Here is a 25267-nt window from a genome sequence, read left to right as displayed (position 1 = left end):
GGCAAAGCATGAGCCAGGATGACGACAAAAATCAAGGGGTCGATCTGGGGGAGTTCTTAGAGTTTTACCTGTTGGATTCCCAAGAACAGATCGAAAAGCTCGGAGCAGGACTCTTACAACTGGAAAAAGAAGGGGGAAATATCGGGCTTATTAACGATCTTTTCCGCTCAGCTCACAGTTTGAAGGGTGCTTCGGGGACCATGGGATTCACACCAATTGTGGCGATGACCCATGCTGCTGAGGATTTATTGGATCGTTTGCGTCAGGGGAAGATTGACGTTTCTCTGGAAATGATCGACATCCTTTTAGCAGTAACTGATCGTGTCAAAGCGATGTTGTCTCAAGTTGAGCAGCGATTGGAGATCACCCTGGGCTATGAAGACTTAGTCTCCTCGATGAAAGACTTAATAAGTGGTGAAAAATCTGCCGCTCAGACGAGTCTGCAGCCTGTCCCAGGAAATGAACAAGCCTTGGAGGATGATTTTGTCCCTCTGAATTTCTCCCTAGATCAGCCAGAAAGTGCAAAGATTAACAATGCTCATATGATGGGGTATGGTATATATCAAGTCGATGTGAAACTGGCGCCTAATACCCTTATGAAAGCAGTTCGGGCGGTTATGGCGACCCAACGGCTCGAAGGAATGGGCACAGTGATTAAGCTTTTTCCCAGCATCGAAGACTTGGAGGCCGGAAATGATGAAGGCTTTTCTCTTCTTGTGCTCTGTGATGAACCCATTGAAGAGATGCGGAGAGAACTATTGGAAATTTCTGAGTTAGTGGATGTTGTCATTCACCCCTACCCAGATGGCATAGGGGGAACTGAAAAAACTGCGCATACAACTAAAGATACGGCAGAGGTTTTAGAAACAATCATTTCAGAACTGGAGACAACGCCTAGTATAAGCTCTAAAGCTGTGACACAAGCGAAATCTCTAAAGACCATCCCCAGTCAAAAAGCTATGGTTGAACCGAAAGGGATAGGTTCAGATTCTGCAGTACTTACTGACGGGATTGCCAATGGTGAAGGGAACACGCAAGTGCACACGATCCGAGTGGATACGGTACGGATGGATAATTTGATTAACCTTGTAGGGGAAATGGTTATTACTCGGACTCGTTTGGTTCAAATTGGCTTGGATTTGAAAGCTCAGTACCAAACGGATAATATGGTCAATAGTTTAAACGAAGCCAACGTCTATTTGGGTCGTTTGATGAACGACCTGCAAGAGAGTGTTATGCGTTTGCGTATGGTAGCGATTGGGACTGTTTTTAGTCGTTTCCCTCGTTTGGTTCGTGATCTTGCTAAAAAGACTGGCAAAGAAATAGAACTCGTTTTAAAAGGCGAAGACACGGAATTAGATAAGACTGTAGTTGAAGTTATCGGAGATCCTTTAATGCATCTCATCCGAAATTCGGTTGATCATGGGATTGAGTCGCCGGAAGAGCGGCGTGCGGCAGGTAAGCCAGAACTTGGTACCGTGACGCTGGATGCCTACCATGAAGGGAACCATATAGCGATCCTGATTTCTGATGATGGGGCTGGATTACCCCTCGATAAAATCAGGAATATTGCAGTATCTAAGGGTTTAATTGGCGAGAGGGAAGAACTCTCTGAACGGGATATCGCTAACTTGATCTTTTTACCGGGCTTTAGCACGGCAGAAAAGGTGACCGACATTTCTGGTCGGGGTGTGGGGATGGATGTTGTCAAAAAGGCTCTAAATAATCTAGGCGGAATGGTGGATATTACAACTCGTCAAGGGTTAGGAACAACGTTTACCATTCGGTTGCCACTGACCTTGGCGATTATTCAAGCGCTTCTCGTCGAAGTCGGAGAAGAGATTTATGCAGTTCCGCTCTCTTCTGTTCTTGAGACCCTATTGGTCAATCGAACGGATATCAAAACTGTGGGTCGGTTGCCGATGGTTCAACTGCGTGGAAACACGCTGCCGCTGATCTCTTTACAAGAAAAATTTGGTCTTCCTGCTCCAGAAAACGAAAGTAGTGAGGTCTTTGTTGTCGTTGTCGGCTTTGGCGATAAAGCACTGGGACTCATCGTTGATGAACTGCGCGGACAGCAGGAGGTTGTCATCAAGTCCTTGGGCGATATCTTGAGTAACTTGCCCGGAATTGCCGGCGCAACAATTCTCGGAGATGGCAAAGTGACATTAATCTTAGATATCGGCTCATTAATTCAGGACGTTTTAGTTACACGCAAATCGTAGTTCGATATTCGATGTTCGTGGTTCGAATAAGAGTGAAAATTTGTTAATTTTCAGGGACGATTTAAATTTATCTTGATCAATTACCTGAACTTCGAACATCAATTATAAGAAATTTTTAATTATGTTCTAAACTTTCAAGTATTTATTCCAGTTCGAACTACGAATATCGAACCACGAAAATCGAAAAGGGGGGCATAAACAATGGCTGAAGAACAATTAGTAACCTTTAACTTAGGATCAGAAGAATTTGGGGTGGATATCATGCGTGTCCAAGAAATTATCCGCATTCCACCCATCACACGGGTACCAAAAGCACCGAGTTATGTAGAAGGTGTCATTAATTTGCGCGGAAATGTGATTCCGGTGGTCAGTTTACGCAACCGCTTTGGAATGACTCGCGTGGAAGAAACCGACCTGAGCCGGATCGTCGTTCTGCAAGTTCAAAGTAAAGTTTTTGGGATTCGAGTTGATGCGGTAACGGAAGTCTTGCGCATAGACAGCGAAGCCATTGAACCGCCGCCGCAAGTTGCTTTAAGTATGGATTCCCAGTTTATTCGTGGCGTAGGTAAAATTGGTGAACGCCTGCTTATCCTTTTGGATCTGGATAACATCATGGGTGGAGAGACAGGCCATGAGCTCAGTACTTAAAGCACCTATTGGGGTTTTGATCGTTGATGACTCTCCCTTTATGCGCTTAACACTCCAAAAGATCCTTAATCAGGACCCGGGTATTAAAGTTTTAGACGTTGCGCGAGATGGGCGAGAGGGGATTCTGAAACTGCAATCTCTTCATCCACAAGTTGTGACGATGGATGTTGAGATGCCGGTCATGGATGGACTTCAGGCGTTAGATGAGATCATGCGCTGGCAGCCAACACCCGTTATTATTTTGAGCGCAGTGACGACAGAAGGAGCGCAGGCTACGTTGAAGGCCCTTGATTTAGGGGCATTCGATGTAGTGGCTAAACCGTCGGGTAGTCCGGGAGCTGATCTGAAGGCCCTCTCGCGTGATCTGGTGGAAAAAGTAAAAGCGGCAGCCAGTGTAAATCCTGCACGTCTCGGGCGCAAGGGATTAAGCTCTTCCTCTACAGGAGCATCTTTAACCACGGGGATTGCTACGCAAACGACTGGGACAAAGATAGTGACTCCGGTTTCAACGGCTGGTACCTCTTTAGGATCTGGTCCGCGCCTTTCTGGTACGGGAAAGATAAGCTTGTTACCTAAACATACGGTTGAAATTGTAGCCATTGGTACGTCTACAGGGGGGCCTTCTGCTTTACAAGCTGTCCTGCCAGTCTTGCCTGCCAATTTCCCTGTTCCGGTGCTCGTCGCTCAACACATGCCCGCGGGTTTTACTGGTCCGCTGGCTCAACGCCTAAATGGACTTTGTCCTTTAAATGTTAGGGAAGGGATACATGGGGAGGCTCTTAAAGCGGGAACAGTGTATGTGGCTCCGGCAGGTAAACAGTTGCAGGTTCAACGCAAGTCCGGGCAACTGACTCTGAATATTGGCATGGAAGCCCCCATTCCTACGCTGTATCATCCTTCGGTCGATGTCATGTTTCTTTCTTTAGCAAAGGAAGTTGGCAGAGGTACCTTGGGGGTGGTCATGACTGGAATGGGAAATGACGGTACGAAAGGCATGAAAGAAGTCAAGGCCTTAGAGGGATTTGCGATTGCTGAGTCAGAGGAGACTTGTGTGGTTTACGGGATGCCCAGAACCTTGGTGGATGCTGGTCTAGCAGACAGAATTGTACCGCTCGGGGAGATTGGACGAACGATCGTGGAATGTGTTATGAGGAGGGGATAAATCATGAGTCTTTTCGGGGCAATAAACATCAGTGCTTCCGGTTTAACCGCCCAGCGTTTGCGGATGGATCTCGTAGCCAACAATATCGCTAATATTAATACCACGCGTACAGGAGAACAGACCCCTGCTGGAAACCCCATTCCCTATAGTCGTCAAGTCGCTACGTTTGTTCCACGTCCCCCGGAAACACCGTTTGCTAGTGTCCTCGGGAAAACCTTGGAAGGACAAAACGTGGGAGATGGGGTACAAGTGGCAAGAATTGATCAAATTTCTAATGCCCAAGACCCCTTTCGCTTAGAATATGATCCCAATTCTCCAGATGCAGTTAAAGTGGCTGAGCCGGGCTTACCCGTAGGCTATGTCCGTCAACCGAACGTAAATATTGTAACGGAAATGGTGGATATGATTTCCGCTTCTCGTGCGTATGAAGCGAATGTGACGGCTCTCAATGCTAGTAAGTCAATGGCAACTAAAGCTTTAGAGATTGGAAAGGGGTAATGCTTAAATGAGTATCCAGCCAATAGTACCCATTATGCCCCTGGGGGCAATGAGTCCCCTTGCCTCTACAGGTCTGGAAAGTACACCCAACATCAGTTCTGGAGATGGAGCTCAAAAGGCGGGGACGGATTTTGCCAAATTTTTAGACGATGCCTTAAGCCAAGTTGATGCTTTACAAAAAAACGCTGATACCGCTAGTGTTCAATTAGCAACCGGTCAGGTTCAAGATTTGTCTGAGGTAATGGTAGCTTTAGAAAAAGCTAGCTTGTCGCTGTCCTTAACGGTATCTGTACGTGATAAAGCGTTGGATGCTTATAATCAAGTAATGCGTATGCAAATGTAAGGAGTCAAGGTGTTATTAGTGAATACGTCTCGAGTTGCACTTTTTGGTGGGTTAATTATAAAAAAAATCCAAGTTTTAAAGAAAGGAGGAGCGAAGGATGGATTTTTCTTGGGCCGGAATTCAACAATCGGTAAAAACATTCTGGAACAAGCTTTCTAGCCCACAGAAAATAATAACGGTAATTGCTCCTCTTTTGGTGGCTGGTGCGTTAGTTTACTTAATTACTTGGGCGGGAACTCCGCAATATGTTCCGATTTTCACGAAACTTAGTGACACGGATGCAGCAGCAATAACGACTAAACTGAAGGATTTGAAAGTGGATTATAAGCTGGAGGATAATGGTTCAACCATTACGGTGCCTCAACAGTCATCTGCTGATATTCGTCTACAGCTGGCCAGTGCAGGGCTGCCTGAAGAAAGTAAATTCAGTTTTGATAGCTTAAATACCATGCACCTTGGAGAGACGGACGCTGATCGAAAATTGCGTTATGTTCTCGGACTGCAGAATGAATTAGAGAATACATTAAAGACATTGAATGGTGTACAAGATGCGCGCGTACATATCGTCATACCTGAACCTTCACTATTTATAGATAGTGAAAAATCGGCTACAGCAGCGGTGACGGTAAAACTTGCTCCGAGCACAAAACTCGGTGATGATCAGATACGTGCCATTGCCAATCTTATGGCAGGATCGGTAGAAGGACTGCAACCGGAGAATGTGACGATTGTGGATACGAACGGAAATGTCCTATCGGACGTATTAGGGAAAAGCAGTGATCCTCAACGTCTCACGGGAACCCAATATCAACTTCAACAAACAGTTGAAGAGGACATTCAAAAATCAGTCCAGACTATGTTAGATCGAGTGTTGGGTGTGGGCAAAACTGTCGTTCGAATCAATGTGGCGTTGGACTTCGATCAAATTAAACGAACAAAGCAGACGAATGGACCCGGAGCTGTGGTGAGTGAGCAGAGTTCCACAGAAAATACTACCAATGGTACGGGTACAGCTGCAGGAGGCACTCCAGGAGTGACAGCAAATGGGGCCCCGACGTATGCAACGGGAGCTTCCGATGTGAATTCGACTTCCACCAAGCAAAATACGACGCGGAACTATCAGGTGGATACAACGCAAGAGGAACAAGTGGTCAGTCCCGGCGCTGTAAAACACTTGTCTGTGTCGGTGATGGCAGATGCGGATACTGTTAATCAAGCCCAGCTGGATCAAATTAAAACCATTGTGGGTTCTGCAGCGGGAGTTGATCAAACCCGAGGAGATCAGATTCAAGTGGCTGCCATCCCATTTAATAAAACAGATCTACAACAAGAAAAGTTAGCGATGGAGGAAGCTCAGAAACGGCAACAGCTCGTTAACTACATTGAGATTGGTGTCGCTGCTGCGGTGGGCTTAGTGTTTTTCCTCGTGTTGCTCCGAAACCGTTCGAAGAAAGCGCGCGCTGAAAAAATGTTGGGTCTAAACGGCCCTGAGCCGGTAACACTTGCTGACGCAGAGCTTCTTATGGCCCAACAGTCTGCCGAGGAAGAGGCCAAGTTAAGAATGGCCCAGAAAAATATTAAGACAGTCGAGGAAACTCAAAAACAAAAAACCAAAGAGGCTGTCGAACTATATTCGCGAAATAACCCGGATGAAGTTGCTCGGCTTATGAAAACCTGGCTATCGGAGGAGAGTTAAATGGCGCTGGCTTTATCGGGAATCCAAAAGGCTGCGATTCTCATGATCGCCTTAGGTGCGGAGAATTCCGCTCAGGTGGTAAAGCACCTCGCTGAGGGAGAAATAGAACAGTTAACCCTAGAGATGTCTAATGTTGGTAAGATTTCACCGGAACAGCGGGATTATGTCGTAGAAGAATTCCATCAGATGTGCATGGCCAATGATTATATCTCTCAGGGAGGCATCGAATATGCGCGGGAAGTTCTGGAACGGGCACTTGGAGAAACGCGGGCGTTTGAGATCATTAGTCGTCTATCCTCATCATTGAAAATGAGACCTTTTGATCTCGTGCGCCGGACGGACCCCAAACAGCTTTTTTCCTTCATCCAAGGTGAACATCCTCAGACGATTGCCCTGATTATGACCCATCTTCCAGCGGATAAAGCGGCGACCTTACTTGCTAGCATCTCGCCTGAACGACAGGCTGATGTAGCGAAACGGATTGCGACGATGGGCCGCACAAGTCCGGAAGTGCTCAAGGAGATTGAAAAGGTTTTAGAGCGCAAAATCTCTAGTTTGGCTCCTACTGATTATACGACATCGGGTGGAATTCAAAGTATCGTGGATGTCCTTAACCGCACTGATCCAGGAACGGTTAAAGTGGTCATGGATACTTTAGAGATGGATGATCCTGAGTTGGCTGAACAGATCAAGCGGCAGATGTTTGTCTTCGAAGACATTGTCATGCTGGACGACCGCGGTATTCAGCTGGTCTTGCGCGAAGTGGAAACCAAGGACTTGGGTCTGGCCTTAAAGGGATCCAACCCCGAAGTGGCGCAAAAGATTACGGCCAATATGTCCTCAAGGGCTGCTCAAATGCTCAAAGACGATATGGAATTTATGGGGCCAGTTCGGTTGCGTGATGTCGAAGAAGCCCAGCAACGCATTGTGAAAGTGATTCGTAAGCTCGAAGAAAGTGGCGCAATTGTCATTTCTAGAGGAGGTAGCGATGAAATCATTTATTAAAGGACGCGTTGTTAAAAACTATGACGTAGAGGTGTCTACCCCGCGAATGGTGGAGTGGACTGAAGGGTTTCAGCAGCTGGACGCGTTTTTAACGGTGCTAACCGAAGAAGTTGAGGAGCAAAATCCGGCCCACCCCGAATGGCTGGACACTTCTGCGTACGAGGAAGAGGCGCAGAAGAAGGTAGCCGTGATTTTAGCGGAGGCTGAAGCGGGTGCCCAGGCAGTTCTCGCTGAGGCAGAAAGCCGTGCTCAGGAAATCCATGCTCAGGCACAAGCTGATTTAGAACGCTTGCGTCAGGAAGTTGTAGAGACTGCGCAGGCGGAAGGATATCGAGCAGGTTTTGCAGCAGGTGAAGCAGAGGGAAAACGCTTATCTGAAAATGTAAATAAACTCTTCCAGTTGGCTCAGCAGGCAGTCCAAGAAGAATACGCTAAAGTCGATGAGGATTTACTCCAGCTGGCGCTGAAAATCGCAGAACGTTTAGTGCGTTCCAGTATGGCTATTGAACCCCAGCGCTTGGTGGAAATCATTCGGGCTCTTACTTTGCTGCCTCAGGAACGTTTAGGGTGGAGACTCCATGTGGCTGTGGAAGACGCTGGTTGGCTTGAAAAATTGCCCGAGGGCAGTTTACCCCCTTGTCCGTGGGTAATGGACGAATCTCTAAATCAGGGAGATTGTTTCCTGGAATGTCAGGAAGGAGTTTTTGACGCTCGGCTCGAAGCTCAATTAGATAAATTGGAACATATCCTACGAGAGGAGCTCGAACATGGGGGCTTGGAATCGATTAATTCCGACAGTGGAACATACTGATCCGATCTCGGCTCAGGGACGAGTCTCTAAGATCGTGGGTTTGATGGTCGAAGCAGCTGGTCCAAGGGCTAGTGTTGGGGAATATTGCCATATTGTCACACGAGGCGGAATTGCGTTGCCGGCTGAAGTGGTCGGCTTTCGGGATTCAACAACCCTGCTCATGCCGCTGGGAGAACTCGAAGGAATTGCTCCTGGAGATCGTGTGCTTCCCCAACGCGAAAAGTTAACGGTCCCGGTAGGGCCGGGGTTACTCGGTCGGATCCTTGATGGACTTGGAAATCCTCTGGATGGGCGCCCCTTGCTGACTGAAACGGTGTACCCTCTGCAAAACAAACCACCCAATGCCTTATTGCGTCCTCGAATTCAGGACGTACTCAGTGTTGGTGTTCGAACGATTGACGGAATACTAACCATTGGTCGGGGTCAACGGATGGGGATTTTTGCTGGTTCTGGGGTTGGAAAAAGTACTTTACTTGGAATGATGGCCAGAAACACTGTAGCCGAGGTTAATGTCATTGCTTTGGTTGGGGAACGTGGCCGAGAACTGCGAGATTTCATCGAGAAAGATTTAGGGCCTGAGGGGTTGGCTCGTTCGGTGATCATCGTGGCGACCTCAGATCAACCAGCACTTGTGCGTTTGAAAGCCGCATTTACAGCGACCGCCATTGCTGAATATTTCCGGGATCAGGGTAAAAATGTACTGCTCATGATGGATTCAGTGACCCGCTTTGCCATGGCCCAACGGGAGGTGGGGCTCACGGTTGGTGAACCACCGGCCACTCGGGGATATCCTCCTTCCGTTTTCGCTCTTCTGCCGAAACTATTGGAACGCTCGGGCATGGCGGAAACTGGAAGTATTACCGGAATCTACACAGTATTAGTCGATGGGGATGACCACAATGAACCGATAGCGGATTCGGTCCGAGGGATACTCGATGGGCACATTGTCTTAACCCGAGAACTAGCCATGCAGAATACTTTTCCAGCCATCGATATATTGCAATCCGTTAGTCGGGTGATGAATGATGTCATCAGTCCGGAGCACAAGGCCTTATCCGGTCAAGTGCGAGGCCATTTGGCGATTTACCGTGAGGCGAAGGATTTGATTGATATCGGGGCATATACGTCGGGAAGTAATCCTAAGATTGATGCTGCCATTGCGCATATGGACCGCATTCAGGCGTTTACACGGCAAGGGGTGGACGAACACGCTGGTTTTGAAGAGATGCTAAAGCAGATGCGGGAGATTATTGGGCCAGCGTAAGTGACTATCCAGTACTCAATTTTGGCTACTGATACAGAGGTCAGAAGGCAGAGGCCAGAAGCCGGAATACAGAGTCTCTTCCATTGAAACGGGGCATAGAACCTACACTTATTATTATAGTGGTAGTTTTGGAAAGTGGATGAAGTTGAGTGCTGGACAGCTTGCGGAGGGAGTGGAAACGATGGCTCGATTTCGGTTTCGCTTGGAAGCAAGCCTCCAAATAGCTGAACAGGCTTTAGAAATGACTCAGAGGGAGTATGCCCAAGCGGTGCAGCGTTTGGAGCTTTGTGTCCAGGCCTGCGTGATTCAACAAACACGTTTTAGTGAGGCGGAGGAGGGGCAACGGGACGCAGGGCGACATCGGCCTGAAGATTTAGGAATGTGGCAAATCTTTGTATTAGAGCAAAAGCGGAGGCTGGGGCAATGTGAATCAGACCGGATAGAGCAAGAACGGGTTGTAGAGAATGTGCGCCGCCTATTATTGGAAGCGCACCGTGAGGTCGAGAAATTCCGACGTCTTAAGGAGAAACAAGCCAAGGCTTTCTTGGTGGCAGAGCTGCAGAAGGAACAGAAGCTGTTGGATGAATCTGGCCAGGTTCTTCACTGGCGTCAGCAAAATAAATCAGTCTAAGATGAAGGAGGGCGTATTTTATGATTTATGTCACTCGCTTAAATGGCAAATCTTTTGCCTTAAACCCTGACCTGATTGAAATGATGGAGGAAACTCCGGATACGGTCATAACCTTAACTGGAGGAAATAAATTCGTGGTCTCTGAGCCCGTTGAAGTTCTTATTGAGCGGGTTGCTGAATTTCATCGGCGCTGTCGCCAGATTAGTAAAGTAGAGGAGTGTGCAAATTCATGAACCGAAAGTCTCTCATCTTTATGATCCTCGCCCTGCTCGTGGGCTTGGTTCTTGGTGTAGGAGGGACAGTTGGAGCTCAAAAGTTTATCTTCAAAACTTCTGGACAAAGTACATCAAGTGCGAATGCAGGTCAACCGAAAAAAGCAGGCGTACTTCTACCCATCGGTGATTTCACTGTAAATCTGCAAGGGGGAGCTTTTCTGAAGACGACTATTACGGTTGAAGTGACAGATGCGAAATCTGAAGAAATTCTGAAGGAAGAAGACGCATTCTTGAAAGACCGGGTCAATACAGTTTTAGCTAACAAATCCCTCGCTGATGTGCAAACTTCGGCTGCACGGGAAAAATTACGAGAAGAGTTAATTAAACAACTGAATGAAGTCGGAGATAACAAAATAACGGATGTCTTATTTTTGTCCTTGGTTTATCAGTAATCGTGATATAATCGTCTCAGTTCGTGGTTCTTGGATTCGAACATCGAAGCACGAACATCGAATATCGATATGAGAGGGGGGATTCTATGGGAGACGTCTTGTCTCAAGCAGAAATCGATGCTCTGCTGAATGCACTGTCCGACGGGCAAGTTGATGCGGAGGAAATGAAAACAACCAAGACTCAAAAGCGGATTCGAGTGTACGATTTTAAGCGTCCGAATAAGTTTTCCAAGGATCAGATTCACTCCCTCCAAAACATTTACGAAAATTTTTGTCGTGGATTGACCACTTACTTTTCGGGACATTTGCATTCTGTCATCGAAAGCAAAGTGCTTTCAATTGAGCAAATTACGTATGATGAATTTATTCGTTCGCTACCCAATCCCACGGTCTTAGGACTTTTCTCGTTGAATCCGTTGGAGGGGACTGTCTTATTAGAAATGAGCCCCACGCTGGCGTTCACTGTAGTGGATCGTCTTTTAGGAGGGCAAGGACAAGGCGCTGAAAAAAACCGGGATTTAACGGAAATTGAACGAACCATTGTCGAACACCGTCTGACCCAAATTATTGATTTGACAGAAGAGGCCTGGGCAGAGGTCTATGAGCTTAAACCGCAGTTTATGGCCATGGAGATCAATCCTCAGTTCACTCAGATTGTGGCTCCAAACGAAATGATTTTGCTCGTTACTCTGGAAGTGAGAATCGGTGAAGCAGTTGGGATGATTAACATATGTATGCCTTATCTCGTCCTCGAACCCATTTTAGATAAGCTTAGCACGTTCTTCCTCTTTTCCACTCAAGCAAAGATCACCTCACCGGAGCAGGTTGAGGCGATACGGCGAAAAATAGAGTGGGCGAAGGTAGATATGGTTGCCTTCTTGGGACACTCGGAAATCCTTGTTCGGGACCTCCTCGATCTGGCTAAGGGGGATGTTATCCCGCTCAACCAGTCGGTAAATGATCCACTGCCGATTTATGTAGGAGAATTTATGAAATTCAAGTCCGTTCCAGGATTGAATGGAGAACATCTCGCCGTTCAGCTTACAGAAATAGTAAAGGAAGGAGGGGAACAAGATGGGTAATGGTATGCTCTCCCAGGAGGAGATTGACGCCTTACTTCGGGGGACGCTAGAACCTGATCCAGATGAAGATCAAGGATCCGATTCAGCAGTGTTTTCGGAACCGATTCAAGAGACTCCGTCGATGGATGGTTTTTTAGATGCGATGGAAAAAGACGCTCTTGGAGAAATTGCCAATATTTCAATGGGTACTGCTGCAACAACTTTATCTCAGTTGCTGGGTAAAAAGGTAGATATCACCACGCCAAAAGTTGATCTGACGTCCTCAGATCAGATTCGCAAAGATTATCCGATCCCTTCCGTGATCTGTGATGTCAAATATAAGGCCGGCATAGAGGGCTCAAATCTTTTGATTCTTTCCCAACGAGACGGTTCAGTAATTGTTGACTTGATGATGGGGGGCGACGGTAAAAATCCATCCGTAGAACTCTCGGAGCTTCAAATTAGTGGAATTTCTGAGGCCATGAATCAGATGATGGGGTCAGCGGCTACCTCAATGTCGACCATGTTTAATGCCATGGTAGATATTACTCCACCTAACTTAGTGCTCAATGACTTGTCGCTGGAGGATGATGTCATTCGAGGTTTCCTGTCCGCCCATGAGCCACTCGTACGGATTTCCTTTCGGATGGTTGTAGAAGAGGTTATTGACAGCATTCTTATTCAAGTGATCCCGCTCAGCGTGGCTAAAGGGATGGTCAACAAGTTGATGAGTGTGATGTCGGGTGGCTCATCAGCAGCTCCGGCGGCCCCAGTTGCTTCACCTGTTCCCACTCCGCAATCTGCTGTCCCCACGCAACCTGTGCCGACAGCCTATCAAACTCCGCCGCAAGCGCCACCAATTTATGAAGCACCGCCTTACCCAGCGGCTCCAGACGGCTACCCTCCATATGGGACGCCACAGGTCAATACTCAAGGCGGCTATTATCCACCGCCATCAAATTATACTCCTGGGCCTTCGACACCCGTTCAACCGGCTCAGTTTGCACCTCTTCAACCAGGATATCCGCCAGTACAGCCAGATAACCTGAGTTTGATTCTAGATGTTCCGTTACAAATTAGTGTAGAACTAGGGAGAGCGAAAAAAACAATTAAAGAAATCTTAGAAATGGGTCCAGGTTCAGTCATTGAACTCGATCGCCTGGCCGGAGAATCAGTCGATATGATTGTCAATGGCAAGCTGATTGCTAAATGTGAAGTCGTTGTCATAAATGAAACATTTGGAATTCGCATTACCGATATCGTGCATCCTATGGAACGGATGAATTCTCTTAAATAAAGGAGGCCAACTAAGTTGAGTGCTACAGTGATGATTGTTGATGATGCCGCGTTTATGCGTATGATGCTGAAAGACATCTTGTCTAAGAATGGATTTACCGTTGTTGGTGAAGCTGAAAATGGTGCCGTGGCCGTAGAAAAGTATGTTGAATTGCAACCGAACTTGACGATTATGGACATTACTATGCCAGAAATGGATGGACTGCAAGCAGTAAAAGAAATCCGCAAACGGGATCCTAAAGCACGTGTTATCATGTGTAGTGCCATGGGGCAACAATCCATGGTTATTGAAGCGATTCAATCTGGAGCTAAAGACTTTGTCGTTAAGCCCTTTCAAGCGGAACGTGTGGTTGAGGCTGTTACGAAGGCGTTGAAGTAGTATGTCCTTCAACGAAGACCAAATGCTTCCTTCAATTGGGGCAGCTCCGGCTGCTGCGCAGTCAAATTTTTCGTTGTGGGGGCTTCTGGGAACGTTGCTGGTTTTCCTCCTTATTTTACTCGTGTCCCTTTGGGTTATCCGTCGCCTCAATCGGGCGGGTGGTCGGAATATGAACGCCCCATGGGTAAGGGTTCTCGACCGACAGATGTTAGGTGGCACTCAGAGCCTCTACCTGGTTGAGATTGCCGGACAATTACAAGTTCTTGGGGGATCGGATCATAACTTGGTGAAAATCAGTGAGATCAATGATCCAGTCGTTGCAGCTGAAATTTTGCAAGAGATTGCGATGCGTCCAACTGAAAGAGTGGAAGGATGGGCCCATAGCTTACAAAAACTTATGGTCAGACCTTCCCGAAAGAAAGAGTCTTTTTCTGCGGAATTGGAACGTTTGCTTGACGAGGTGGAAAAATAATGTCTTCTCCAAGCCGTTTAACGAAACTCTTCACAATCGGGATACCCGTTGTTGTTGTTCTGGGGTTGGGGATCTTGGTAAATCCCAAAATGGTCTGGGCGGCAGGCTTGACTTTGGATCTGGGAAACACGACGACTCAACAAACGAGTACGTCTATACAACTGTTGCTGCTTACGACTGTGTTGTCCTTAGCTCCGGCTATCCTCATGCTGATGACCTCCTTTACCAGGATTATCATCGTGCTGTCCTTTGTGCGCAATGCGCTGGGAACTCAGCAACTTCCCCCTAATCAGGTAATGGCGGGATTAGCCCTGATTTTAACCTTTTTTGTCATGGCTCCGACGTGGAACCAGATTAATACGAATGCGGTTCAGCCCTATATGAAGAATCAGATCACCCAGACGGAGGCTTTGACCAGAGCGGAAGAGCCCTTAAGGAATTTTATGTTTAGACAGACTCGGGAAAAGGATTTGGAGCTTTTTGTAGGATTGTCTAAAATGGAGCGCCCCAAAACCTATCGAGAAGTTCCAACGTATGTACTCGTCCCCGCCTTTGTTATCAGTGAGTTGAAAACGGCCTTTCAAATGGGATTTGCGATATTTATCCCGTTTATCGTCATCGACATGATTGTCTCTAGCACGTTGATGTCAATTGGGATGATGATGCTGCCTCCCATGATGATTTCATTGCCTTTTAAACTGTTATTATTTGTGTTAGTTGATGGGTGGCATTTAGTGGTTCAGTCTTTGGTGACTAGTTTTCATTAGGAAAAGTGGACTTGTACAGAAAGGGGACTGTCGGCAGTGAGCCAGAATCAAGTACTATATATGGCTAAGGAAGCTGTAGGCACTGTGCTTCTTGTGGGAGGACCTATCCTAGGAATGAGTTTGTTGGTCGGCCTGCTGGTTAGCATTTTCCAGGCTATGACGCAAATCCAAGAACAGACGCTCTCCTTTATTCCTAAAGTAGTCGCAGTGGTTGCCATTCTTCTTGTGCTAGGTCCGTGGATGTTATCTATTCTGACCGCATACACTTCGAATTTGTTGACTCAGTTAGCGACGTTTGGAAGCCAGTAAGCGTAGTTCGATGATCGAGGCACGAGGTACGATACTTGAATTCGATTCTGAGAATTGAAGAACGGAATTGGGACTCAAAATCTTAAATTATTGCGCAAACTCTGTTCGCTTCAATTCGAATATCGGACTTCGAACCACGAGTAGGGGGTATAGAGATGTGAGCCTAACTGAGCTGCTCCAATGGAACCTTTCTTTATTTCTTCTGATCTTATCCCGCTGGACTGGTATGATTATGTTAGCTCCAGTATTTGGTGCTCGAGGTGTTCCTGGAGTTGTCAAGCTGGGTTTGGCTGCAAGCCTGTCAGTGATTGTTTACCCCTTGATTTCTGCGGCCAAGCCGTCAATTCCTCTTGAACTGTTACCCTATGTTGCAGTGGTAATTAAGGAGGTCTTGGTGGGACTAGTCATTGGATTTCTGATATATACTATGACTGCTGTTTTAATAGGAGCAGGGCAACTGATTGATTTTCAAATGGGGTTTACTATGGGGGCTGCGATTGACCCGGTTTATGGTGTACAAACCCCGATGATGGGTAATTTTCAGATGGTTTTGGCCACAATGCTGCTATTAGCTACTAATTCGCATCACTATCTAATTGCCGCTATGGTCAAGAGCTATGCCTATATTCCCATTAATCCAGCCACCTTGCCCAGTAATTTTACCTTTTACGCCCAACTCATTGCCCATGTGTTTGCTTTAGCGATTCAAATGGCCTTACCTGTGTTTGGGGCTCTTCTAGTTTCAGATGTCGGGGTGGGACTTTTATCAAGAACTGTACCCCAACTCAATATTTTTTCGGTAGTTTTTCCGGTCAAAATTATTTTTGGATTTATCATACTGTTTCTCTCGCTTCCTTTTTTCGGGGAAGCCATATCGCATCTCTTTAATCTGAACATGTCTTGGCTCCTAGAACTTTATCAGGGGTGGAAGCAGTGAGCGAGAAAAAACATGCAGCCACGCCCAGGCGTAAACAGGACGCTCGTAAAAAGGGCCAGGTTTTTAAAAGTCAGGAAGCAATCTCAGCACTAATGCTCTTAGGCTTAGTAGCTGTTCTTAAATACTGGATTCCGAATATGTTGCAGCGCATGGAGCAGCTCTTTCCGTACGTTTTAGGCCTCTCTTCAGAGTGGACTGAACATTCGGTGTCAAGTATGATGCTCAACATCCTTTGGCAAGGAATACAAATCATGTGGCCTATTTTAGGCACAGGATTACTGATTGCTTTAGTCGCAAATTATATGCAGGTTGGAATCCTCTTCACAGGGGAGTCAATGAAACCTCAACTTTCCAGGATTAGTCTGATCAGTGGCGCGAAACGGATGTTTGGCGTTAAAGCTTGGGTCGAATTGGCTAAATCACTAACCAAAGTAATCCTCATTGGTTATTACCTTTATGCCTGTATCAGAGACCGGATTGAACTCTATCCCGCTTTACAACAACTCGACGTTGGGCAAGGGGCTATTTTCCTAGGTCAAGCCCTGATGGAACTCGCCTGGAAGATCTCGATTTCTTTTTTAGGGATAGCCGCCTTAGATTATCTCTACCAGCGGTGGGACTATGAAAAGAACTTGCGGATGTCGCACGAAGAATTAAAACAAGAATTTAAACAAACAGAAGGAAATCCCGAACTTAAAAGTGAGATTAAGAAACGACAACGGGCCATGGCTATGAGTCGAATGATGCATGATATGAAAAAAGCCGATGTTGTCATCACGAACCCCACCCACTTCGCCGTTGCTCTGCGCTATGACCAAGCTGTTAACAGAGCACCCTACGTGGTCGCCAAAGGACAAGACCAACTCGCCCTGCGCATGCGCCAACTGGCAAAAGAATATGACCTTGTGATTATGGAAAATAAGCCGCTGGCACGAGCCCTCTACGCTCAAGTAGACATTGGGCAAGGAATTCCAGCGGATCTTTATAAAGCAGTAGCCGAAGTCCTAGCATTTGTTTATCGGCTGAAAAAGAAAAGGAAACGGGCATAATATGGGATAAATGCAAACAATATTGCGTTCACCAAAGCTCCAAATAGGCTTGTTAACAGATGGATGCTGCGGTGCCAAGCAGCAGTCTATGCAGAAAAGCCATCATGTGTGCAACTAGCATGCATGAACCATCCCCAGTTGCACAGTGGCACGCTCGTGTCAAAAGCTTACAAAGCGAATTTGCGTCAACAACGCAAACAGCGCCACTCCATGGAATGCATGCAACCAAGAACCGTCCCTCGTCCCACTCGTCCCATCCACGCTCGTGTCAAGAGCCTAATAAATCGACTTTGCGTCAACGACGCAAATAGCGCTACAACTCCCTTGAATGCAAGTAAGAACCGTCCTCCTTCCCACCAGTACCGTCCCGAACGTACTAAGCCCAGACGACGCATTAAGAACAAGCCTAATCCCGTCGACCCAAGCCAGAGGAAGTTTCTTAGCTTAGTGAGCACTTTAGTGGAATTGCGTCAATGAGCGCAGACGATAAGGCGTGAAGAAACTCAACGGTTAACATGCAGAAAGCCCAGAGGTTTTGAGTTTTAGCCTTAGCGACAAGCGAATAGCAATGGAACGTGTGCGAATACGATAGTCTCCAGTGAAGACTATCGCCGAAGGCGCAGAGCCATTAACGCATACTTTCGCGCCGTAGGATGCTAAGAAACTTCCTCTCGCTAGAGAGGCCAGGCAGACTTGAAAGGAGGAACACCAATGGCCATCATGTTGAAACGTAAAATACTAGATAATACCGACATCATCGCCGCAATGGGAATCGTTGGCATCGTGGTCATGATGGTTGTTCCTTTGCCCGCAGGGTTTCTGGATATCTTAATTACTTTGAATATTACAGCTTCGGTTCTAACGATGATGTTGGCAGTGTTTGCCCAAGACCCGTTGGAATTTTCGGCTCTACCTTCACTTTTACTAACTCTAACGTTGTTTCGGTTGTCGTTGAACGTCTCAGCTACCCGTCTTATTCTCCTTGACGGCCATGCGGGGCAGGTCATTCAACAGTTTGGGGAATTCGTCATTCGAGGAAATCCGGTCGTAGGTTTTATTATCTTTATTATATTAGTACTTGTTCAATTTATCGTGATCACCAAAGGGGCAGAGCGTGTTTCGGAAGTTGCGGCGCGTTTTACCTTGGATGCTATGCCGGGAAAGCAAATGTCGATTGATGCTGACCTCAATGCTGGCATGATAACCGAACAGCAGGCTCGTGATCGCCGTAAAGCGATTCAACAGGAAGCGGATTTTTATGGAGCAATGGATGGTTCGACTAAGTTTGTTAAAGGGGATGCCATTGCTGCTATTATCATTTTATTCATTAATATTATTGGAGGGTTCATTGCTGGTGTCGTAATGCAGGGGATGCCTTTGCTTGACGCTCTCCACAAATATACCTTGCTAACGATCGGGGAGGGACTTGTTTCTCAGATTCCGGCGCTCCTGATCTCTACCGCTACTGGTCTAGTTGTTACCCGGGCAGCTTCGGAAAGCAATTTAGGCAATGATTTAGCTAAACAACTGTTTCGAAATCCCAAGGCTTTGTTCATCACAGCAGGTGTATTAACCCTGTTAGCGGTTCTCGGTTTACCGCCAGTGCCAATGTTACTCGTTGCTGCTGCTTTAATCGCTGCAGGAGTTATGTTGCAACGAAACTCCAAGGTATCGGTTGTCGAGGAGACGGCGGCTGCTCGAGAATCGGAGATCGAAGAAAGCAAGAAACCAGAAAATGTCTTAAACCTTTTGCATATTGACCATATGGAACTCGAACTGGGTTATGCGCTGATCGCCTTAGTCGATGTTCAGCAAGGAGGAGATTTGCTGGATCGGATCGTTCTTATCCGGCGTCAAATAGCCAGCGAGCTGGGATTTATTGTTCCAGTGATACGGGTGCGCGACAATATGAATCTGCAGCCAAACCAATATATTATCAAAATACGAGGCTCAGAAATTGCTACAGGTGAAATTCTGGCCGACCATTACATGGCCATGAGCAGTGGGTTTGACGATGATAGCATACCGGGTACTCCTACAAAAGAGCCCGCCTTCGGGCTGGATGCTAAGTGGATCAATGCTATGTACCGAGAACAGGCGGAACTGAGCGGATGGATGGTAGTCGATGCACCGACCGTTCTGGCGACACACATCACAGAAGTAATCAAAACTCAAGCTTGGGAGATCCTCAATCGTCAAGATGTTAAATCTCTTATTGACCATGCTAAGGAACAAGCTCCCGCTGTGGTGGATGAATTAATCCCAGATCTACTAAGCCTGGGCCAAGTACAGAAGGTTCTAGCTAATCTGCTGCGAGAGAGAGTCTCGATACGGGACATGGTGTCGATTCTCGAAACTCTTGCCGACCAGGCCCAAGGTACAAAAGATTTGGACCGTTTGACCGAACATGTCCGGCAGGCTTTAGCTCGCCAAATCTTGCAACCGCTCGTCGGTAAAGATAAAACCTTACCAGTCATTACTCTAGATCCGCAGGTTGAACAGCAGATTCTGGACAGTATTCAGCCGTCCGATTATGGCACTTTCTTAGCGCTCGATCCAAAGATGTTACAAGTGCTTGTGCAAAATCTTACGCGAGAGATCGAGAAGGTTACGCTCAAAGGGTTTACACCAGTGCTTGTCTGTGCTCCGCTGGTAAGAATTAATTTGAAACGAGTTACGGAGCGTCAACTCCCACAACTTATGGTTCTTTCATATAATGAATTGGTCCAAGGAGTACAAGTCCAAGCTGTAGGAATGGTGGGGATGAATCGTGCGAGTTAGGCGTTTTGTTGGTGATAATGTGGCCGAAACCATGGGAAAAGTGAAGCGGGAGCTGGGGTCCGAAGCGGTTATCCTTCAGACCCGTGAGTTCAAAGAAGGCGGCTTTCTGGGCTTATTTGGGAGAGTGAAGGTGGAAATCACAGCGGCTATTGAAGAAAATCCAGTGGCAGCAATGAAACCTCCAGCGCCTAATTATGTGTATCACGTCAATGATGTGAAGCTTCCTAGCACTGGGCCACTGTCTGAGAGTAAAAATTCCTCTGGAGCCATTCAAGACGAACTTTTGCATATGCGTCTGATGCTTGAAAAAATGAATAAACATATGGAAGGACTCGGAGAGGAGAACAGTAGTTGGCCCCCGATGCTAAAAAGATGGGCGGATCATTTACAGAACCGAGGAGTTAATGAAAACCTAGTTAAGCGTCTGATCCGCCAAGTGCAACAAACACTCCCTGAAGATGACTGGGGCGATGACCTCCAGGTGTATGCTCGGATTGAAGCAAATATTCGCCAAATCTGCGGACAGACAGGGCCCATCCAGCCAGGCATAGAGAAGCCGCGGATTGTCGCTTTGATTGGGCCGACTGGGGTGGGCAAAACAACTACGATTGGCAAACTTGCAGCCGGATTTAGTATTGTCGATAAACGCAAAGTCGCTCTGATTACGGCAGATACTTATCGAGTCGCCGCAGTGGAGCAACTTAAAACATTCGGTGAAATTATCGGAGTACCCGTCGAAGTCGTGATGACACCTTCGGGATTGCGCGAGGCGCTCGATCTCCATGCAGATAAAGAACTTATCTTTATAGATACAGCAGGACGCAGTCCTAATCACGAGTTACATATGTCTGAATTGCGGGCTTTTTTAGACAAGGCAAAACCAGATTTCACGATGCTTGTTATGAGCGCAACAACTCAATCCTCTGATCAACTTCAGATTTATAGACGTTTCGAAGCTCTCACTACGCATTTTATCTTTACAAAATTAGATGAAACAATGAGTGCTGGGTCAATAATAAATCTGCTAGGACAGACAACACTCCCCACGGCCTATTTGACGAACGGCCAGAATGTCCCGGACGACATTGATGCAGCCACGCCCAATGGGTTGGCTCACTATGTGTTAGGGGAGGAGATGCCTCATGCATGATCAAGCAAGTGAATTGCGTGTGTTGGCCTCGAAGGAGAGGCGTAAGATAAGGGTTATCGCGGTGACCAGTGGCAAAGGCGGCGTAGGTAAAACTAATTTTACAGTTAACTTAGCCTTAGCTCTTGCTGAATACGGACATCGGGTCATAATTCTCGATGGAGATTTGGGTCTCGCGAACGTAGACATCGCCTTTGGTCTCACTGCGCGGTATACGATTGAACATCTATTATCTGGAGAAAAGACAATTGAACAGATTTTGTTGACCGGGCCTCGCGGTATAAGCATCATACCAGGGGGGTCTGGGGTTCAAGAACTCGCGAATTTAGATCGAGATAAATTAACGAATGTCATAGCTAATCTTGGACGGTTGGAAAAAATGGCCGATCTGTTGATTATTGATACTGGGGCAGGGCTGGGGAATACGGTGACGAATTTTTTGCGAGCTGCAGACGACATTATCCTAGTGACCACGCCAGAACCAACATCGTTAACGGATGCCTATGGTTTACTTAAAACTTTGAATAAAGAGGCTGGCGAAATACCAATTCATGTGGTCATTAACCGGGTCCCAACAGAAGCTGATGCCCGGGCGACGTTTGAACGATTGGAAATTGCTGTGCGTAAATTTTTACACGGATCGATTAATTTGATGGGTTGGGTTTACGATGACCCGCTCATGGGTCGCTCCGTGATGCAGCAGGAACCGCTGGGAATAAGTTATCCTGAAAGTCCAGCCTACCGTTGTATTCAGTGGATCGCTGGTACAGTTACCGGCATTTACCTAAGCGCGCCTCGCCAAGGAGGCGGTGTTCGAGGTTTCTTGAGTAAGTTGCTGCGTTCATTTTAGGGATCGTATTCACTTAGAACCTACTTCAGAAAATATGGAGTTTAATGAATTTATCCCAGAACGCAATTGATTGTCTAACCGCCAACATCGAATATTGAACTTAGCAAAGGAGGTGATTGATTTGTCGTATAGGAAGAAGCTCTTGCCGGGGTTGCTTGTTGAGCTTGTTGTACTGGAAGGCGAGTATGAAGGAAAATATCGGACGCGTATCGAAGAGGTGGGAGATAGGCTCCTCTCAGTTGGTGCTCCGTTTGAACATGGCGAGGTGGTTCCTTTACGAGAAGGCACAAAAGTGAAATTAATATTTTGGGACGAAGTGTCGGCTTACTCGTTTGTGGCCAAAATTATGCAACGAATTGCAGCTCCGATTCATATGTTTGTTTTAGAGCTGCCAGATTCCATATTGAAAGTTCAACGTCGTAGCTATGTTCGAGTTCCAGCTCTCTACCCGATTACGTTTCAGACAGTGACCAAGGAAGGATTGAGTGACACTTATAAAGGGACTATGCTTGACTTAAGTGGTGGAGGTATGCGCTTCTTGACGGAGGAATGTTTGGATAATAGGGCGATACTCTATGCTCAGGTAGGATTGCCAAATGGAGATCTGCTGACCCCAATTCGAGTTTGCCGGGCTGAAAAGGTAGAAGATAGCAAACCCCAACGTTACTGTATTTCAACAGAGTTTCATGAGATCCTAGAGAGAGATCGAGATCGAGTCATTCGCTGCGTCTTTGATATACAAAGGGCAATGCGTAAGAAAGGGTTGGTATAAAAAATGGAGATTACACAGTTCCAACTTGACGCCTTGCGTGAAATCGGAAATATTGGTTCAGGCCATGCGGCAACAGCTTTATCTACTCTTTTGCAACGTCGAATTGAGATGTCTGTACCGAGAGTTTGGGCGGTCCCATTTGAACAGGTCTCTGTCATCGTAGGTCAACTCGATACGCCTCAAGCTACAATCTATGTGAAAGTTGAAGGGGAGGCTCCGGGAAAAGCTGTTTTTTTCTTTCCAATAGAAAGTGCTGAGATCGTGGTTCAAGCTTTGTTTGGGATGGATGAACCGCTAGATCTATATACTAATGAGATGGCTCAATCAGCTTTAAAAGAAGTTGGGAACATCTTAGTTAGTTCTTTTCTAATTTCCTTAAGCCAATTTTCGGGAATTCCCCTTCAGCCTTCCGTGCCAGCGTTAGCAGTGGATATGATTGGGGCGAGTTTAGATGCTATTTTTCTTGAAGAGGGCTTACTTGACGACACGGTGTTGTTTATCGATACGCAGCTCTCCGGAATCCCTAAGATTAAAGGGCAATTTATCTTTTTACCAGACGATGGGTCCTTAAAAAAGTTGTTAGGAGCAATAGGAGTATGAATGGTGTAATCAGTGTTGGGATGGCTGATTTTAAAACGGCAAGATCTCCTGATATTTTGTTAACTGCTGGGTTAGGCTCTTGTATTGGTATTTGCATTCATGACCCACATCTGAAAGTGGGAGGGATGGCTCACATTATGCTTCCGTCAGCTAGTGGGAGTTTAGGGGGGAATCCGGCAAAATACGCAGATACCGCGCTTGTTTTATTACTTAAAGAGATTACTAGTATGGGTGCTGTGAGTTCTCGTCTGAGAGCGAAAATGGCAGGTGGAGCCCAGATGTTTGCTTTTCCAGGAAAACCCCCAGTTCTTAAGATCGGGGAACGCAATGCCGAAGCTGTAGAGCAAGAACTGAAGAAAAATGGAATTCCGCTTCTGATTGCAGATATCGGAGGAAGCTTTGGGCGCACAATTCATTTTGATGTTGGGACAGGGGAATTGCGGATTCGAACAATTAATCATGGCGAAAAGGTGATTTGATGTCCGGTCAACATAGTGAAATGTTTAAGGTTTGGGCCTTGCGTCTTGCCATAATAACTACTTTTCTTGTTGTGTTACTTAGCTGGCTCAATGGGGTAAAGCTCTTCGACCTAATTGTTCGGGCAGGGGTTTCTTTTGGAGTTATGTACCTCTTATTGATTGGATTTTACACTTTATTTGAAAGGACTGCACCTCCAAAACCTCAAGATGAACAGCCGGATTCCGGGCGGGGAGGATTTATTGATATATCTGTCGGAGATGATCAGCTCCAAACCCCACCAGAACAAGACGCAAGATTTCCAGGCCAGGTTGACAAAGATTTGAGCGAAGGACTGCCAAATAGTGAGCGACAAGCGGAAATTGTGCGCCGCATGGGCTGGGAGTAACTCGGGGCGATATTCGAACATTTACTTTTACTTTGAGATTTCGGTGTAGAATCTAAGAAAACTTACTTTAGTGGACCTTCAATCTTCATCTATAAAGTAAAGTATCGTTGTACTTGTTAAGGAGCTAAATTTACGATTTGTGACATTTTGATGTAGCAACTTTCGAACTACGAACCACGAATATGCGAACTACGAAATGGGGGGTGAGCAAGACTTGGTACCAAAAGCTTATGAATCTGCTTCGCGAGGACCTTTGAAACAAGAACAGATCGAAAGATACTTGCCTATGGTCAAGCGCATTGCGGGTCGTTTAGCAATGTCTCTTCCGCCTCATATTGACGAAGATGATCTCATCGGCTATGGGGTCTTTGGGTTGCTGGATGCCTTGGAACGATTCGAAGCCGCCCGGGGGGTTAAATTCGAAACGTATGCTTCGATCCGCATTCGTGGAGCTATGATTGATGGACTCCGAATTATGGATTGGGTTCCACATTCGGCAAGACAGAAGGTGAAACGGGTTCAAGATGGGTTTGCTGAATTGGAATACCGACTAGGACGGGTCGCCACAGTGGAAGAAGTGGCAGATTTACTTAAGGTAGATGTCAAAGAAATTGCAGGGGTTTTAGTTCAGGCCCAGCTCTTAACTCTAACCTCGTTTGATGAAACTACCACGGATCATGAAGGAGACAGTAGTGGTACGCCACTTAATTTACTCATGGACTTTGAAGCTCATGAGGCCTTTCAAGCGATAGAGAAGGAAGAACTTAAAAAGATCCTTGCTGAGGCTGTGGAAAAATTGCCTGATAAAGAAAAGTTAGTGGTTGCACTTTATTACCAAGAAGAACTTACGTTAAAAGAGATTGCAGCAGTTTTGAAACTCTCTGAATCTAGGATTTCACAACTGCATTCCCAAGCGATCCTGCGCTTGCGTGGAAAGCTTAGTCGACACAAAAGGAATTTACTGTAGAAAATAATGGTCCTAATGTTTCATTGGGATTTTGCCGATATAGATGATAGATGTAAGTGGGAGGT

Annotated in this window: 28 protein-coding genes; all 28 read left to right on the top strand. The window is 46.5% G+C overall.

Translation table 11 applies throughout. From position 1 onward, the window contains the following. Positions 1-8: 8 nt before the first annotated feature. The 28 genes from DOT_RS23295 to DOT_RS23160 all read left to right on the top strand — a co-directional run bounded on the left by DOT_RS23295 (position 9) and on the right by DOT_RS23160 (position 25202). On the top strand, positions 9-2225 hold the full coding sequence (locus DOT_RS23295; RefSeq protein ID WP_009623995.1) for a chemotaxis protein CheA: 2217 nt from the start codon (positions 9-11) through the stop codon (positions 2223-2225). 201 nt (positions 2226-2426) lie between these two features. Continuing rightward, positions 2427-2873, top strand: coding sequence for a chemotaxis protein CheW (locus DOT_RS23290; protein WP_009623994.1), 447 nt, complete (start codon positions 2427-2429; stop codon positions 2871-2873). Then, complete coding sequence (locus DOT_RS23285) at positions 2857-4035, top strand: chemotaxis response regulator protein-glutamate methylesterase (RefSeq protein ID WP_009623993.1); 1179 nt, start codon at positions 2857-2859, stop codon at positions 4033-4035. The genes DOT_RS23290 and DOT_RS23285 overlap by 17 nt, the downstream gene beginning before the upstream one ends. Positions 4036-4038: 3 nt before the next feature. Further along, positions 4039-4533, top strand: a complete 495-nt coding sequence (gene flgC / locus DOT_RS23280; protein ID WP_009623992.1) for a flagellar basal body rod protein FlgC — start codon at positions 4039-4041, stop codon at positions 4531-4533. 7 nt (positions 4534-4540) lie between these two features. Next, entirely contained in the window at positions 4541-4876 is a 336-nt protein-coding gene (fliE, locus tag DOT_RS23275) for a flagellar hook-basal body complex protein FliE (RefSeq protein ID WP_009623991.1), read from the top strand. A 97-nt stretch (positions 4877-4973) separates the two neighbouring features. Then, positions 4974-6572, top strand: a complete 1599-nt coding sequence (gene fliF, locus DOT_RS23270) for a flagellar basal-body MS-ring/collar protein FliF (RefSeq protein WP_009623990.1) — start codon at positions 4974-4976, stop codon at positions 6570-6572. Further along, positions 6573-7577, top strand: a complete 1005-nt coding sequence (gene fliG, locus DOT_RS23265) for a flagellar motor switch protein FliG (protein WP_009623989.1) — start codon at positions 6573-6575, stop codon at positions 7575-7577. Beyond that, positions 7561-8388, top strand: coding sequence for a FliH/SctL family protein (locus DOT_RS23260; protein WP_009623988.1), 828 nt, complete (start codon positions 7561-7563; stop codon positions 8386-8388). Before fliG ends, DOT_RS23260 begins: the two co-directional genes overlap by 17 nt. Then, positions 8345-9652, top strand: coding sequence for a flagellar protein export ATPase FliI (gene fliI / locus DOT_RS23255; RefSeq protein ID WP_040413350.1), 1308 nt, complete (start codon positions 8345-8347; stop codon positions 9650-9652). Before DOT_RS23260 ends, fliI begins: the two co-directional genes overlap by 44 nt. Positions 9653-9833: 181 nt before the next feature. Continuing rightward, entirely contained in the window at positions 9834-10283 is a 450-nt protein-coding gene (locus tag DOT_RS23250) for a flagellar FliJ family protein (protein WP_040413356.1), read from the top strand. Between the two features lie 20 nt (positions 10284-10303). Continuing rightward, on the top strand, positions 10304-10516 hold the full coding sequence (locus DOT_RS23245) for a flagellar FlbD family protein (RefSeq protein ID WP_009623985.1): 213 nt from the start codon (positions 10304-10306) through the stop codon (positions 10514-10516). Then, positions 10513-10950, top strand: coding sequence for a flagellar basal body-associated FliL family protein (locus DOT_RS23240; protein ID WP_009623984.1), 438 nt, complete (start codon positions 10513-10515; stop codon positions 10948-10950). Before DOT_RS23245 ends, DOT_RS23240 begins: the two co-directional genes overlap by 4 nt. Positions 10951-11036: 86 nt before the next feature. Further along, positions 11037-12032 carry a flagellar motor switch protein FliM gene (gene fliM, locus DOT_RS23235; protein ID WP_009623983.1) on the top strand — a complete coding sequence of 332 codons (996 nt, stop codon included), beginning with the start codon at positions 11037-11039 and terminating at the stop codon, positions 12030-12032. Then, on the top strand, positions 12025-13308 hold the full coding sequence (gene fliY / locus DOT_RS23230; RefSeq protein ID WP_009623982.1) for a flagellar motor switch phosphatase FliY: 1284 nt from the start codon (positions 12025-12027) through the stop codon (positions 13306-13308). Before fliM ends, fliY begins: the two co-directional genes overlap by 8 nt. A gap of 15 nt (positions 13309-13323) precedes the next feature. Continuing rightward, positions 13324-13686 carry a response regulator gene (locus DOT_RS23225; protein ID WP_009623981.1) on the top strand — a complete coding sequence of 121 codons (363 nt, stop codon included), beginning with the start codon at positions 13324-13326 and terminating at the stop codon, positions 13684-13686. 1 nt (position 13687) lies between these two features. After that, complete coding sequence (fliO, locus tag DOT_RS23220) at positions 13688-14158, top strand: flagellar biosynthetic protein FliO (RefSeq protein ID WP_009623980.1); 471 nt, start codon at positions 13688-13690, stop codon at positions 14156-14158. Then, complete coding sequence (gene fliP / locus DOT_RS23215) at positions 14158-14925, top strand: flagellar type III secretion system pore protein FliP (RefSeq protein WP_040413349.1); 768 nt, start codon at positions 14158-14160, stop codon at positions 14923-14925. The genes fliO and fliP overlap by 1 nt, the downstream gene beginning before the upstream one ends. A 36-nt stretch (positions 14926-14961) precedes the next feature. After that, positions 14962-15234 carry a flagellar biosynthesis protein FliQ gene (fliQ, locus tag DOT_RS23210; protein ID WP_009623978.1) on the top strand — a complete coding sequence of 91 codons (273 nt, stop codon included), beginning with the start codon at positions 14962-14964 and terminating at the stop codon, positions 15232-15234. A gap of 157 nt (positions 15235-15391) precedes the next feature. After that, positions 15392-16171, top strand: a complete 780-nt coding sequence (gene fliR / locus DOT_RS23205; protein ID WP_009623977.1) for a flagellar biosynthetic protein FliR — start codon at positions 15392-15394, stop codon at positions 16169-16171. Further along, a complete protein-coding gene (flhB, locus tag DOT_RS23200; RefSeq protein WP_009623976.1) occupies positions 16168-17220 on the top strand; it encodes a flagellar biosynthesis protein FlhB in 1053 nt (350 codons plus the stop codon). The genes fliR and flhB overlap by 4 nt, the downstream gene beginning before the upstream one ends. A 711-nt stretch (positions 17221-17931) precedes the next feature. Beyond that, positions 17932-20001: a flagellar biosynthesis protein FlhA gene (gene flhA, locus DOT_RS23195; RefSeq protein ID WP_009623975.1), complete on the top strand. Its 2070-nt coding sequence runs from the start codon at positions 17932-17934 to the stop codon at positions 19999-20001. Beyond that, positions 19991-21151, top strand: a complete 1161-nt coding sequence (gene flhF, locus DOT_RS23190; protein WP_040413348.1) for a flagellar biosynthesis protein FlhF — start codon at positions 19991-19993, stop codon at positions 21149-21151. The genes flhA and flhF overlap by 11 nt, the downstream gene beginning before the upstream one ends. After that, positions 21144-21998 carry a MinD/ParA family protein gene (locus DOT_RS23185; RefSeq protein WP_009623973.1) on the top strand — a complete coding sequence of 285 codons (855 nt, stop codon included), beginning with the start codon at positions 21144-21146 and terminating at the stop codon, positions 21996-21998. The genes flhF and DOT_RS23185 overlap by 8 nt, the downstream gene beginning before the upstream one ends. A gap of 121 nt (positions 21999-22119) precedes the next feature. After that, positions 22120-22770 carry a flagellar brake protein gene (locus DOT_RS23180; protein ID WP_009623972.1) on the top strand — a complete coding sequence of 217 codons (651 nt, stop codon included), beginning with the start codon at positions 22120-22122 and terminating at the stop codon, positions 22768-22770. Between the two features lie 3 nt (positions 22771-22773). Further along, positions 22774-23370, top strand: a complete 597-nt coding sequence (locus DOT_RS23175) for a chemotaxis protein CheC (protein ID WP_009623971.1) — start codon at positions 22774-22776, stop codon at positions 23368-23370. After that, on the top strand, positions 23367-23849 hold the full coding sequence (locus DOT_RS23170; protein WP_040413347.1) for a chemotaxis protein CheD: 483 nt from the start codon (positions 23367-23369) through the stop codon (positions 23847-23849). Before DOT_RS23175 ends, DOT_RS23170 begins: the two co-directional genes overlap by 4 nt. Further along, positions 23849-24235 carry a hypothetical protein gene (locus tag DOT_RS23165; protein ID WP_009623969.1) on the top strand — a complete coding sequence of 129 codons (387 nt, stop codon included), beginning with the start codon at positions 23849-23851 and terminating at the stop codon, positions 24233-24235. Before DOT_RS23170 ends, DOT_RS23165 begins: the two co-directional genes overlap by 1 nt. 214 nt (positions 24236-24449) lie before the next feature. Next, positions 24450-25202, top strand: coding sequence for a FliA/WhiG family RNA polymerase sigma factor (locus DOT_RS23160; RefSeq protein WP_009623968.1), 753 nt, complete (start codon positions 24450-24452; stop codon positions 25200-25202). Positions 25203-25267: the final 65 nt, after the last annotated feature.

The organism is Desulfosporosinus sp. OT, assembly GCF_000224515.1.
GTDB lineage: Bacteria > Bacillota > Desulfitobacteriia > Desulfitobacteriales > Desulfitobacteriaceae > Desulfosporosinus.
The sequence above is the reverse complement of the archived record's forward strand: the minus strand, read 5'-3'. Positions and strand labels throughout refer to the sequence as shown.